This is a genomic window from Cryptosporangium sp. NPDC048952, assembly GCF_043197895.1.
GTDB lineage: Bacteria > Actinomycetota > Actinomycetes > Mycobacteriales > Cryptosporangiaceae > Cryptosporangium.
This window is the reverse complement of the sequence record NZ_JBICTY010000001.1, coordinates 872,276-884,579: the sequence shown is the minus strand read 5'-3', so window position 1 is coordinate 884,579 and position 12,304 is coordinate 872,276. Positions and strand designations below refer to the sequence as shown.

Sequence of the window (12,304 nt, the reverse complement as noted above, 5' to 3'; positions counted from 1 at the left end):
TACATTCATGTTGATGCATATCATTCTCTGACCGTCAGTGACTCCCAGTCCACGGTCAAACGACGGTCAAGAGGAAGGCGGTATGGGGTACTCGCGAAAGCGGTTCAGCGGCAAGGGCAAGCCTCGCTACACGGCGTACTTCGTGGACATCAAGGGCAAGGAACGATCGGCCGGCACGTTCGGTAGTGAGAAGGAAGCCGACAAGGCGTGGCAGAAGGCCGAAGTTGAGATTGCGGCGGGCAAGGTCGGCGATCGTCGGCGCGGGCGCCAGACGCTGCGCCGCTACGTCGAGAAGGAGTGGTTCCCCAACCACGCCATCGAGGCTTCCGTCCGCCAGAACTACACCTACTGGCTCAACCGCTACATCCTGCCGGAGCTGGGGACGATGCGGATGGTCGAGATCCTCCCCGTGCACGTCCGGCAGTGGGTGTTGAAGCTGGAAAGCGACAAGGTCCCGGCACCGACGATCCGGGCCTGCAAGGTGGTCGTGGACGCGATCTTCACCACCGCGCTCAATGACCAGGTCACCTACCTGCACCCCGGCCGAGGGGTGAAGACGCCCCCGGTAGCCACGAAGCCCCGCAAGATCATCACGCCCGAGCAGTTCGACGCGTTCTACAACGCCATTGACGACCACCGCATGCGACTGCTGGCTGAGACGGACATTGAGACCGGGCTGCGCTGGGGCGAGCTCACCGAAGCTCGGGTTAAGGATCTCGACCTCGACCGACCCGAAGGCGTGCTGACCGTCGCCCGCGTAGTCGTGGAACTGGTCCCCGAGTTCCACCCGGAGGGGAAGCGGTTCCTGGTCAAGGAGTACCCCAAAGACCAGGAGCACCGCGAAGTCCGGCTGGCGCGGCATCTGACCGACAAGTTGCGCCATCACATCGCGGTGAACAAGCTCGGCGACAACGACCTGCTGTTCTGGTACGAGGTCCCCACCGAAGCGCGCCGCCGGATCCCGGATGTCCTGCCCGACCCGGACACCCTCGGCCGGACCGAACCCAACGAGAAGGGCCGCACCTATAAACACGGCACCCCCTCCGGCTACGGGGCCGGGCGATGCCGGTGCCGGCACTGCAAAGACGCCGTCGCCGCCTATCGGGCAGCTCGCCGAGCGGCCGGCAAAGACGCGCCGCGCGTGCCGAAGAAGGTAGATACAGACTCCGACGGGCACATCAGCCGCTACTGGTTCCGCCGCAGCGTGTGGCAGACAGCGCTCAAAGCCTCCAAGCTGCGCGTGCGGATCACCCCGCACGGCCTGCGGCATGCCCACGCTTCCTGGTTGGTCGCCGGCGGCGCAGACCTGGTCGTGGTCAAGGAACGGCTCGGGCACGGCAGCCTCACCACGACCGAGCGGTACCTCCACACCTTTCCGGACGCGCAAGACGCCGCGATCGGCGCCCTGGACAAGATCCGAGGACGGCGCTCGGCCTGAGCGCACCGCCGCATCCGCTGACACCGAGGGAGCCCGGACCGATATCGGTCCGGGCTCCCTGGTCGTGCGTACTGATCCGGAACCTGCCGTGCGCGTCACGTCTCTTCGAGATAGGTCAGCAGCGGCAGTACCGGCACTACGTAGCGGCGGCCGATCCGCCGCACCCGCACCGGGAACTCGGACTGTTTGGCTAACTGGTAGGCCTTGCTGCGGCCGATCCCGATGATCTCCGCGGCCGTCTCCAAGTCGGTGGTCATGCCGAGGCCCAGGATGTCTTCGCGCGTCCAGGCTTTCCGGCTACTGGCTCCGACGGTCATCGGCCACCGCCTCCCGCCCACGATCGACGGAGCACCTGACGCCCGTTATGACCCGAAATCATCGTGTTTTGGGAGCCGATGACCAGTCGTTGCTTCGGCCAATCTGTCGTTTCGACACTTAAACTGGAGCTGTTTTGGCTGTTCATAGCCTCAAGGGTGACCCAACCATTCGACGAACGTCAATAGGATCGGGTAGTTTGTTGTTATGACAAGCCGACGTGGGCAGATCAGCCGGACCGGGCCGGACGAGCCCGTACCTGCCAGCACCGTGGTGGCCCTCCAGGTACGAGCAATTCGTCAGCGCCGCGGGATGACTGCACAGCAGTTAGTGGACCGCTGCACCGCTCAGGGGTTCGTCGGGATGACGGCCAACATGCTGGCCAACATCGAGACTGGCCGCCGGGACGTCTCTGTCGACGAGCTCCTCGCGTTCGCTCTCGCGCTGGACGTGCCGCCGGCCAGTCTGCTGACACCCGCCCACGACCGGCCGCTCACCGTCGCGGTTACCGACCAGGTCACCGTCACTGACCGAGACGCGCTGTCGGACTGGATCTGCGGGCACCAGCCGCTTCCCCCCACCGACGAGCGCCTCTACATCAGCCACACCGCCGAGCAAATGCCCTTCGGCCGCACCAGGGTCACCGGCGGCATGACGACCCAAGAGTTCCAAGCTAAGGCCGGACGACTCCTGAGTCAGTTCACTGCCGAGCTCGACGACACAGTGGCCAAGGTCAGAGGACGGTTCGCCGAGGCTCTCGACGGAATCGTCGCTCAAGCCGACCAAGGCGCGAGCAGTACCGAACTTCTGCGCTCCGTCGAGGCCGTCCAGCGAAGGCTGGAGTCCTCGACCGACCGCACCGACCCTCGCTAGTCCCCCCCGCCGGACCTGGCGCCACTGTCCTCCGGCCGGCGGTGCTGCCGGGCTTGGCCGGAGGATCTCGTCGCGGCGAACGCCATCGCGCTCATCACCCAGAACACCATCAGTGCCACCGGCCCCAGGTAGGCGGCGGCAGTCGGTTCGCCGTAGCCGACCAGAAGCAGTACCGCCCGCGGATAGCTGACCGCGACGGCCGGCACGATAGCGACCGCCGCGCCGCTCCAACGGGCCAGCGACCATCCCGGCCCCGGCGGCCACTTCACCAGACTTGCCACCATCACAGCCGCCGCCGCCACGATCGGCCAGCATCCCGTCGCGGCGGCAGTCGCCCATTCCGGTCCGGACGCGCCGCGCCACCCACCTGGCGACCACTTCGCAGCGACGTTGGCGGCGGACATCCCCGTCGTCGCCGCGAGCAATGCACCGACCACTCGGCCGGAACCACGACGCCCTGCGCAAAGCCCCGGCCGGGACCACACCGAGCCGCCGGCCCCGTGTGCCGGTTCCCCGGTCGCGCCTGCCGATTTAATTGCCGCAACCGGCACGGTTTTCCCCCCGTCGCGACCAGCATGCATCTCAAAGGCCGATGCGCTCCGACTCTCGGCGATCCGGGCGCGCCCCCATCGCTCCGACCGGTTGAAGGCCGCACCCAGCGAGCGCCCGGTCAACGGCGCGCCCCGCGCGACGCTGCGCACGTACGCCGACCGGGCGGCAGCCTGCCGCCGGGCCGTCTCCGGTGAGACCGGCCGGCCCCTCAACCGAGGCCACTTTCGCCCTGCGCTGCCCCGTCCGTCGCGTCGGGCCGGTCGGACGCGAGCGCCTCGCGCACGTCCGCGCGGCTCCACCCGGTCAGCGCGGCGATCCGCGCCTGGGCCACTCCCAGCACCGCCAGTTCACGCACCGCACCAGCCGCACGCGCACGGCACGCGCGCGCCGCGCGTCCCCGCTCCGCGTTCGCCGCCTCGGTGAACCCGACGCATGTGGCCACCGCGGCCTCGATGTCCCGCTCCCGCAGAAGAAGCCTCACCGCTCGTCGATCTCTAGCCCCCCGCCCACGCACTAACGCCCATTGCCGGTGCTGTCCCATACCCCAAATCTATTCACTCGGGCGTCACCCGAAAAGGCCTCACAAAAGAATGACATCAATCAACAGTAGGAGCCATGACCCACCATTAGAGATCATCTAAATATCCTGAACATCAGCAGGAAGCACCATCTGAACAGCCCAGACGCAAGACTCGATGACAAACCAAGATTGAGCAGGACACCTCTTGCACTCTTTGGGGCACCCCGAGGATAATTGAAGGAATAGCCCACAGGGCTGCGCCGGGTCGTTTCTAATAAATGCGACATTGCGGCTGGGAATCGTCTCGGGAAGGGAGGTTAATCGTCGTTGGTCATGACCATGCACAAGCTCACTGCCGGGGACGGTTACACCTACCTGACCCGCCACATCGCCGGTGGTGACGTCGACCGGACCCGCGGGCAGGACCCGGCCGCGTACTACACGGCCGAGGGCAACCCGGCCGGCCGGTGGATCGGCCGGGGCGCGCCGCTGCTCGGCGTGGCCGGACAACCGGTCACCGAGGCGCAGATGCGCGCCCTGTTCGGGCACGGGATGCACCCGGACGCCGACCGCATCGTCGCGGCTTATCGGGCCGCGCACGTCCGGGCGGGGATGTCCGAGGCGCAGGTCCAGCGCGTGGTCGAGAATGCTGCGAAGGCTGCGACGCTGGGCCGCCCGTTTCCGGTCTTCACGCCTCTGGACCCGTTCGACGACCGTGTCAACGACCGGTTAGCCGCGCTCTCGGCCGAGACCGGTCGCGCTCCCACCACGGCAGAGGTCGCGGGTGTCCGGCGGGAGGAAGCGCGGCGCCAACGTGCCGCGGTCGCCGGATACGACTTGGCGTTCGCCCCGGTGAAATCCGCCGCGCTGCTCTGGGCGCTCGACGAACGCCCGTGGGTCCGCGACGCGGTTGAGGACGCGCACGCGCAGGCCCGTAACTCGGCGCTGGAGCTGCTGGAGGAACACGCCGCGTTCACCCGGGCCGGGGCCGGTGGCGTCGCGCAGATCGACACCCACGGTCTGGTCGCGGCGGCGTTCGATCACCGCGACTCCCGCGACGGTGACCCGAACCTGCACACCCACGTCGCCATCGCGAACAAAGTCCAGGGCGTGGACGGGGTGTGGCGGTCGCTCGACGCCCGTGCCCTCTACCGGATGACGGTGGCGGTGTCCGAGCACTACAACACCGTGTTCCAAGCCGCCCTCACCCGGCGGCTCGGCGTCACCTGGACAGAGCGCAGGACCCCGGGCGGTAAGGAACCGGTGTATGAGGTCGCCGGGGTGCCGGCCGCGTTCGTCGCGCACTTCTCCCGCCGCCGCGCGGCCATTGAGGGCCGGTACGCGCAGCTGGTCGGCGAGTACCGGGCCGTCCACGGCCGCGACCCGGCGCCGGCGGTCGCGCACAAACTGGCCCGCCAAGCCAACCTCGACACCCGGCAGGGCAAGAAGGCACCCCGGTCCCTGGGCGGCATGCGGGCGGCCTGGCGGCAGGAGCTCGCCGAGGCATTCGGTACTGACGCGGTCAGGCGGCTGGCCGCCGCCGTCCCCGGACCGCCGCAGGTGACCGGGGTCTCCGCGCCGGCCGCGCCTGCCACGGTGCGGGCTGTGACTGCGCCGCACGCTGGTCAGCGGATGGACGCCGTCGTGGAGGAGCTGGCGGCCCGGGTGGTCGTGGCAGTCGGTGAGCAGCGTTCGACGTGGACGGTGTGGAACCTGCGCGCGGAAACCGAACGCCTCCTCCGCGCGAAGGACTGGGCTGTCGACCCCGGCCAGGTCCGCGCCTTAGCCGAGAAGATCGTCGAGCGCGCCATCTCTCCCGGGCACAGCATCTTGGTCGAGGCACCGGCGGTCACCGACGAACCCGCCGCGCTGCGCCGCGCGGACAGGGCGTCGGTGTTCACCGAGCATGCCGCGCACCGCTACACCAGCGCCGCCGTCCTGAACGCGGAAGCGCGTCTCGTGGCCGCCGCGCACACCGTCACCGACGGCGGGATCGCCCCGAGCGTGGTCGTGGCCGCGCTCGAGAACTACGAGGCCCGCGCCCCGCACCCCCTCGACGCCGGGCAGCGGGCACTGGTGACCGCCTTCGCCACCGACCCGAGGCAACTCGTGGTCGGGATCGGCGCCGCCGGGACCGGGAAGACGACCGCGACCCGCGCCTACCTCCACGTCCTCCAGGCTGCTGGGCGACGGCTGATCCCGCTCGCCACCTCCGCCGCCTCCGCCGCGGTCCTCGCGGGGGAGCTGGGGGTTCCGGCGGAGAACGTGCACAAGTTCCTCCACGAGCATGCGCGTGGCCCGCATGCCGCCGCGCTCGCCGCCGGGAAACCGGTTCCCGCTTCCCACGCCGTGTTCGCCGTCGCGCCGGGGGACGTGGTTCTCGTGGATGAGGCCGGGATGGCCGGCACCCCCAACTTCGACCGGATCGTCGCGCTGGCCGCCGCGCACGGCGCCACGGTCCGGAGCCTCGGGGACTACCGGCAACTGGCCGCCGTGGAATCCGGTGGGGCGCTGCGGCTGATCGCCGCCGACGCCGGGGCCGTCGAACTGTCCGTCCTGCACCGCTTCACCGACCCCGCCGAAGCACACGCGACCCTCGGGATGCGCCTCGGTGACAGCACGGCCCTGGACTTCTACCAGCAACGCGACCGCATCAGCGGCGGGTCACGAGACGCGATGACCGACGCCGCGTACACCGCCTGGCACACCGACATGACCGCCGGACGCGTGAGTCTGATGGTCGCCGCGACCAACACCGACGTCACCGCCCTGTCCGCGCGGGCACGCGCGGACAGGGTCGCCGCCGGCCTGGTCGAACCCGGCGGCGTCCGGTTAGCCGACGGCAACCGGGCCGGGGCCGGGGACTGGATCGTGACCCGTCACAACCAGCGGCGCCTGTCCTGCCATGGTGGGCGGGACTTCGTGCGCAACGGTGACGCGTGGACCGTCACCCGCCGCCACCGGGACGGGTCATTGACCGTCCGGCACCACGACCACGGCGGCACCGTGCGGCTGCCCGCCGGGTACGTCGCCGAGCAGGTGCAGCTGCTGTATGCCACGACCGCGCACCGCGCGCAGGGCTCCACGGTGGACACCGCCCACGTCCTCGCCGACGAGTCCATGGCCCGCGAACACCTCTACGTGGCCGCGACCCGCGCCCGGCACGCCACCCGCCTCTACGTGACCACGCACGAGGTACTGGCGCTCGACGAGGACGACCGCCTCGACCGGGCCGCCCACGACCCCGACGCCTACGCCGCCCGCGAGATCCTCGACCGCATCCTCGCCCGCGAAGCCGCCGAACTATCGGCGACCGAAACGATCCGCGTGAATCAGGAACAGGCCGCGTCCCTGGCCACCCTGATGCCGCGCTTCGCCTACGCCGTCCGGCAGGCCGCCGACACCCGCTACCGGGACCTGCTCGGGGTCATGCTTGACTCCCGGAGCGCGGAGGCGCTGGTCAGCGACCCCTCGTGGGAAAGCCTCGCTGCCGCGTTGCATGACGCGGAGGGCCACGGCTGGCAACCCGAACAAGCCCTCGCCGCGGCCCTCCGCCACGGCCCCCTCGACCAGGCCGAGGAACCCGCCCGGGTCCTGGCCCGGCGGATCACCGACATCACCGCCGACGGCGCACCTGGCCCGTGGCTCACCTGCCCCACCAGCGGGCAAGCCGAGCGCTACGCCGACCTCATCAGTCAGCTCACCGGCCAGCGCCCCGACCCCAGTGACGCCCTGGATACGCCGCCCGCGCTGCGCACCGAGACCACCGCGCCCTTCGTGCCACGCGATGTCCTTGCCGCCGTGCTCGGCAGTGAACCCGCCGAACAGATCACCGGAGAACCCGCGTGGCCCGCGCTCCGGTCGGCGCTGAACCGGGCGTACCGCGCCGGCCACGACACGACCGAACTCCTCCGCGTCGCCCACACCCGGCACACCGCGAACGGGCCGGGCGTGCGGCTGGCGCAAGTCCTCGCCGAAGACCTCCACCACCACACCAACACCACCCCCGCCGCCGTGCCCGCGGACGGGTGGTCGACGCTGGCCTGGGCTCTCGCCGCTCACGAAGACACTGGGGGTGACCCCCCCGAGCTGCTCCCCGTACCCGCCGGTCGGGGCCAGCCGATGGACGACGTGCTCCGGCACATCAACGCCCACACCCGCACGAACGCGGCTCCTCCGAGAGGTTCCGCGACGGGTGCGCCGCCCTGGACCCCGGCGATCCCCGCCGGTTCGACGGGGGCGAGCTACCTTCACGATCGCCGTGAGCAGATCAGCGCCCGCGTCGCGCGGCTCACCGACGACGCCACCCGCGACCGGCCGGTCTGGGCCCGTGCTCTGGACGCGCCGCCTGCCGCAGCCGACCAGCGCGCCACCTGGCGCCATGCCCTCGCTGTGGTCGCGGCCTATCGCGACCAGCACCAGATCAGCGACGACGATCCCGCTCACCCACTCGGCCCCTACATCTCACCCGGACAACCCGGGAGCACCAAGTACTGGCACGCCGCGAACGCCTTGGTCACCGCCCGCCGCGCCGCCGCGACCGGACTCAGTCTCCGCCCACGCCCGGCCGACGCACAGGTCGCCGACGCCGCACACCGCGTCGCCGTCGACACCTACCTGGCACTACCCCAGACTGACCGGGATGCCGTCGCCACGGCCATGGTCGGCCGGCTCGGAGACTTCTGGCACGGTCACCCCGACGACCTCGACACCGGCGTCACCCAACCCGCCTACGCCCAGCAGCTGCGCCGCGCCCTCACCGACGCCGGACACCTCGACCACACCACACCGCACCGCCCCACCACCACGACTCCGGCTGACCAGGCACCCGAGGGCACTCGCCGTTCACCGCGGCCCCAGCGCAGCCCCCGCGCTGACCGGCGGACGACCGCACAGCCGCCGTCACCGCGCCCCACCCGCCGACCCGACCCGGTCCTCGAACCACCCCGTCATCAGCAGCCCAACGGCGTTCAACCTCGACCACGGCTCTAGAGACGCGATGTTGGGTAGATGACCCCATTCGGCCAGCGCTAAGAGCAACGGACGGGCTATACACAGGGTGCCCGGGAACGCGAAGGGCGGCCGACCCCAGGTGAGGTGGGGCCGGCCGCCCTCGTTGTACTCGCGACTTACCGGCCGAACTCTCCCGCTTTGCAGGCGTCGGCGAACGTCCGCCAGGATCCGCTCGGAACGGCGAGCGTGCCACCGTCGCGGTCCTTCGTGTCGCGCACCCGGACGACTTCGACGCCGAGGGCGACCTCCACGCAGTTGTCCTGCGTCGAGTAGCTCGACTTGCGGAACGGGTCGGCCTCGCTGTGGTCGGTGGACATGAGTAGGGCCTCTCTATCGGGGGGCGGCGCTCTGAAGCCGGCGAATTCGCTTCGCTGACTCCTCTTCGTCCTCGGCGCGAGCGGCCAACCGCTCCCACGCCCCGAGGTAGGGCGCGGTCGCCTCGGAAGTCTCCAGGTACGTCGAGTGTCTCGACGTTTCGAGGTGGACGATGTCCCCACCCACGCGGGCACTCTCCAGCAGGAGGAACGGTCCGTTGCCGTCCGTGGGGTACGGCCCTGCGGCGAACGGAATCACCCGTAGCGAGATATGCCGCTGTTCGGTGAGGTCCAGTAGGTGCGCGAGCTGGCCTCGCATCACGGCCGGATCAGCGGGCGGCCGATGAAGGAGGGCCTCGTCCAGGATCGCGGAGTATTTCACGGGTGCGGGCGTGCGGTCGGGGTCGAGGATCGCCTGGCGGGTCATCCGGAGCTGCACCCGCTCCTCCAGGTCGCCTGCGATTCCCGCGAGCGCGAGGTGCGCGCGGGCGTACGCCTCGGTCTGGAGAAGGCCCGGGATGACGGTCAGCTCATACGTCCGAATCCGCTCGGACACGCTTTCCACGGCCATGAGGAGATCGAACGCTCGGGAGCGGACCCATTCAGGACGTGAGGTCACGTTGTGGCGCCGAGCGTCGGTCGCGAGTTGGAGGAGGTCGAGGGTCGCGGGATCCTTGTGCCCGTATCCAAGCGCGGCCATCAGGGCATACACCTGCGGCGAGCCCCACTCCTTGATCGTGCCTGCCACCCACCGCTTCCAGGTCGCGATGGACACCCCGGCGGCCTTCGCTAGGGCGTTCGGCCCTCTTCCGTCACGCTGGACGAGCTGGCGGATCGTGGCCCCAACGAGGAATCGGGCCAGCACCGGATCGGCGATCTCGGTCGCGTCCGTGTTCGTCTCTTCAGTCACTCTCTTCGCCCTCCAGGGCTCACGATCCGTCGTCCATCATGACCGGTCAGCATGGGGTGCGAAAGTGAGCGAGCCAGGCTCACGATGGGCTTGCACTCATCATGCGATACGCCACATGCTGTCGGTACAGCGCCGGTCACGCAACGTTCTAACCGGTCGCTCAGCGAGTCCCCGCCGCCAGCGGCCTGCAACGGTGGCGGCGGGTGCAGCCAAGGACACGGCGACCCCCCAACGACACATCGCTGTGCCCTCCCTCGACGGATGGGAGCGCAACCGTGAACCCCTCGCTCTACGGCACCGCGGCTCCGTCCCCACGCTCCTACCGGTCACCCGGCGATCCGGTGGGAGACCAAGGCGCGGAGGCGGCGGCTCTTCCCGGGCGCGCTGTCTCCGCGCCCGCGAGCAACGAGGTCAACCCCTGGTACCAGCGCCCCAACGGCCCCTATTACGCCGGGGACGTCGAGACGGCCCGGCGCCTGGACCGTGAACACGTCATGCGTGCGGGCAATCCCCTCGCCTGCGGCGGTCCGCACCCGGCGAGCGTCCCGTATCCGTGCCCGTGCGCCCAATGGGCGACCCGGGTGCGGCTAGCCGCGCGTCGCGGTCAGCTCACCGAAGGACCCGTTCTCCACGCAGTGAGTGCCCGGTGAGCACCTCGCTGCTCGACGCCACCCACGGCATCGCTGTCGTCGTGTCGGAGGTGGAGTACGCGGAGGCCGCATGCGCAGCGACCAACGCCCACGTCCCCGACGACGGCGACGCGATCGCGGTCTGTGTTCGGTGCGGTCTGCCGTGGCCTTGTCCGGAGTACCTGTGCCACCGCGACGCCCTCAACTGCCTGTACGACCCCGCCGGCAAGTAATCCCCTGCGCCCGAACACCACCGGAGTGCCCTCGATGCCCCATGCCCGAATACCCCGCCGGTCGCGCGGGAGCGCCAGTACCCCGGTGAGCGCGGCCCGGGTCTATGACTACCTGCTCGGTGGTTCGACGAATTTCCGTCCGGATCGGGAAGCCGCCGCCGCGCTCCAGCGCGCGCTGCCCAGTGCGCAGCGCGATGTGTGGGCCAACCGGTCGTTCCTCGGCCGCGCCGTGGCCTATCTCCTCGACCAGGGCGTGACGCAGTTCCTGGACCTGGGCTCAGGACTGCCGACGGTCGGCAACGTCCACGAGGTCGCGCACGCCCGCGATCCGGGCGCGCGGGTGGTGTATGTCGACTGTGACCCGGTCGCGGTCGAACACGCCCGCGATCTGCTGGAGGACATCGACGGCGTCGCGGTCCTGGAATCCGACCTGCGCGACGTCGGCGAGGTGCTGAATAGCAGCGAGGTCCGGGACCTGCTGGACTTCTCCCGGCCGATCGGTTTGCTGGCGGTCGCGGTGCTGCATTTCGTCGCCCGTTGCGACGACCCGGTCAGCATCCTGGGTGGCTACGCCGAAGCGCTGGTTCCCGGCAGCCATCTGGTGATCTCCCACGCGACCGGTCACACCCTCGACCGTGATCAGGTCGCCACCGCGGCGGCCGTCTATGCGGACACCGATACCCCGCTCACGTTGCGCACCCCGATGCAGGTCGCCGAGTTGTTCACCGGCTTCACCCTGCTGCCGCCCGCCGACGGCGCACCCGCGGAGGTGGTTCCGGTGTCGCAGTGGCGTCCGGACCCGCTGGAGCCGGAGATCCAGACCCGGACCGTCTATGGCGGCGTCGGTCTCCTGCCCGCCCCGGACGGCGCGGCGGACGTGGCGTCTTCCGTGCGCGGTGCCGCCCCGCGAGCAATGCCACCCCTCACCGCGACAACATCGGCGACGGGAGTCCGGCTGTGACCGACATCATCGACTTCGCCGCACTGTTCGCGGGCTGCCGGGAGGCGTTCTGGCTGGAAGGCAACCCGGTCTACGACGATCCGGCCGAGCAGAAGGCGCTGGCCCACCATCAGGCGACCGGGAAGATTGTGCCGCCGGACCATGACTGGCCGCGCATCGACGCGGACGCGACCGCCGCCGGCACGCGGCTCCGCCGGTTACGGCTCGTGTCGGAACCACTGACCGGCTACGAGGCCTGGGAACCGGGCGTGTTCGCCTCCGGCTGGGCAGGCGACGAACAGATCCGGGTGCTGCCCCGGTTCCCGGCGGCCCTACCAGCGTGACGTCTGGGTCCTCGGCCGGACTCGCGCGTTGTGGCTGACCTACGACAACACCGGGACACGCATACGCGCCCAAGAGCCCCCCCCCCCCCGACGCCGAGTGCGCCTTCTGGATCCGCCGTTTCGACGAAACGTCCACCACGCCCGCGGATCACCTCACCCTCGCCGCACGTGCCGAGGCGCCCACCGCCGTTGTCCCCAAGAGCAATACGCGCAGGTCCGGTGC

Annotated in this window: 12 protein-coding genes; 7 read left to right on the top strand and 5 right to left on the bottom strand. The window is 70.1% G+C overall.

What is annotated here, in order from left to right; genetic code table 11:
• Positions 1 to 82 precede the first annotated feature (82 nt).
• Positions 83 to 1,438 carry a tyrosine-type recombinase/integrase gene (locus ACGFY5_RS04170; RefSeq protein WP_392717122.1) on the top strand — a complete coding sequence of 452 codons (1,356 nt, stop codon included), beginning with the start codon at positions 83 to 85 and terminating at the stop codon, positions 1,436 to 1,438.
• Positions 1,439 to 1,533: 95 nt separating this feature from the next.
• Here ACGFY5_RS04170 and ACGFY5_RS04165 read toward each other — a convergent pair whose 3' ends face one another.
• A complete protein-coding gene (locus ACGFY5_RS04165; protein ID WP_392717120.1) occupies positions 1,534 to 1,755 on the bottom strand; it encodes a helix-turn-helix domain-containing protein in 222 nt (73 codons plus the stop codon).
• A 268-nt stretch (positions 1,756 to 2,023) separates the two neighbouring features.
• On the opposite strand from ACGFY5_RS04165, the gene ACGFY5_RS04160 reads away from it, so the two are divergent.
• Entirely contained in the window at positions 2,024 to 2,626 is a 603-nt protein-coding gene (locus ACGFY5_RS04160) for a helix-turn-helix domain-containing protein (protein WP_392717118.1), read from the top strand.
• Here ACGFY5_RS04160 and ACGFY5_RS04155 read toward each other — a convergent pair.
• Positions 2,623 to 2,928, bottom strand: a complete 306-nt coding sequence (locus ACGFY5_RS04155; protein ID WP_392717116.1) for a hypothetical protein — start codon at positions 2,926 to 2,928, stop codon at positions 2,623 to 2,625. The two genes, ACGFY5_RS04160 and ACGFY5_RS04155, sit on opposite strands and share 4 nt — an antisense overlap.
• Before the next feature lie 458 nt (positions 2,929 to 3,386).
• Entirely contained in the window at positions 3,387 to 3,659 is a 273-nt protein-coding gene (locus tag ACGFY5_RS04150; RefSeq protein ID WP_392717114.1) for a hypothetical protein, read from the bottom strand.
• A gap of 372 nt (positions 3,660 to 4,031) precedes the next feature.
• Here ACGFY5_RS04150 and mobF point away from each other — a divergent pair, with 372 nt between their 5' ends.
• The gene (mobF, locus tag ACGFY5_RS04145) at positions 4,032 to 8,690 is read left to right on the top strand and encodes a MobF family relaxase (RefSeq protein WP_392717112.1); all 4,659 of its coding nucleotides are present in this window, start codon (positions 4,032 to 4,034) and stop codon (positions 8,688 to 8,690) included.
• A 137-nt stretch (positions 8,691 to 8,827) separates the two neighbouring features.
• On the opposite strand, the gene ACGFY5_RS04140 is transcribed toward mobF, so the two are convergent.
• Together ACGFY5_RS04140 and ACGFY5_RS04135 are read right to left on the bottom strand one after the other, a co-directional pair.
• On the bottom strand, positions 8,828 to 9,028 hold the full coding sequence (locus ACGFY5_RS04140; RefSeq protein WP_392717110.1) for a DUF397 domain-containing protein: 201 nt from the start codon (positions 9,026 to 9,028) through the stop codon (positions 8,828 to 8,830).
• A gap of 13 nt (positions 9,029 to 9,041) precedes the next feature.
• Positions 9,042 to 9,935, bottom strand: coding sequence for a DUF5753 domain-containing protein (locus tag ACGFY5_RS04135; protein WP_392717108.1), 894 nt, complete (start codon positions 9,933 to 9,935; stop codon positions 9,042 to 9,044).
• A gap of 275 nt (positions 9,936 to 10,210) precedes the next feature.
• On the opposite strand from ACGFY5_RS04135, the gene ACGFY5_RS04130 reads away from it, so the two are divergent.
• The 4 genes from ACGFY5_RS04130 to ACGFY5_RS04115 all read left to right on the top strand — a co-directional run bounded on the left by ACGFY5_RS04130 (position 10,211) and on the right by ACGFY5_RS04115 (position 12,081).
• A complete protein-coding gene (locus ACGFY5_RS04130; protein WP_392717106.1) occupies positions 10,211 to 10,585 on the top strand; it encodes a hypothetical protein in 375 nt (124 codons plus the stop codon).
• Positions 10,582 to 10,797, top strand: coding sequence for a hypothetical protein (locus ACGFY5_RS04125; RefSeq protein ID WP_392717104.1), 216 nt, complete (start codon positions 10,582 to 10,584; stop codon positions 10,795 to 10,797). The genes ACGFY5_RS04130 and ACGFY5_RS04125 overlap by 4 nt, the downstream gene beginning before the upstream one ends.
• A gap of 85 nt (positions 10,798 to 10,882) precedes the next feature.
• Entirely contained in the window at positions 10,883 to 11,758 is an 876-nt protein-coding gene (locus ACGFY5_RS04120; protein ID WP_392717102.1) for an SAM-dependent methyltransferase, read from the top strand.
• A complete protein-coding gene (locus ACGFY5_RS04115; protein WP_392717100.1) occupies positions 11,755 to 12,081 on the top strand; it encodes a DUF6879 family protein in 327 nt (108 codons plus the stop codon). The genes ACGFY5_RS04120 and ACGFY5_RS04115 overlap by 4 nt, the downstream gene beginning before the upstream one ends.
• Positions 12,082 to 12,304: the final 223 nt, after the last annotated feature.

Bases quoted from the DNA above. Each gene is read 5' to 3' on its own strand.
- ACGFY5_RS04170 (WP_392717122.1), top strand. From the start codon at position 83: ATGGGGTACTCGCGAAAGCGGTTCAGCGGCAAGGGCAAGCCTCGCTAC.
- ACGFY5_RS04165 (WP_392717120.1), bottom strand. From the start codon at position 1,755: ATGACCGTCGGAGCCAGTAGCCGGAAAGCCTGGACGCGCGAAGACATC.
- mobF (WP_392717112.1), top strand. From the start codon at position 4,032: ATGACCATGCACAAGCTCACTGCCGGGGACGGTTACACCTACCTGACC.
- ACGFY5_RS04140 (WP_392717110.1), bottom strand. From the start codon at position 9,028: ATGTCCACCGACCACAGCGAGGCCGACCCGTTCCGCAAGTCGAGCTAC.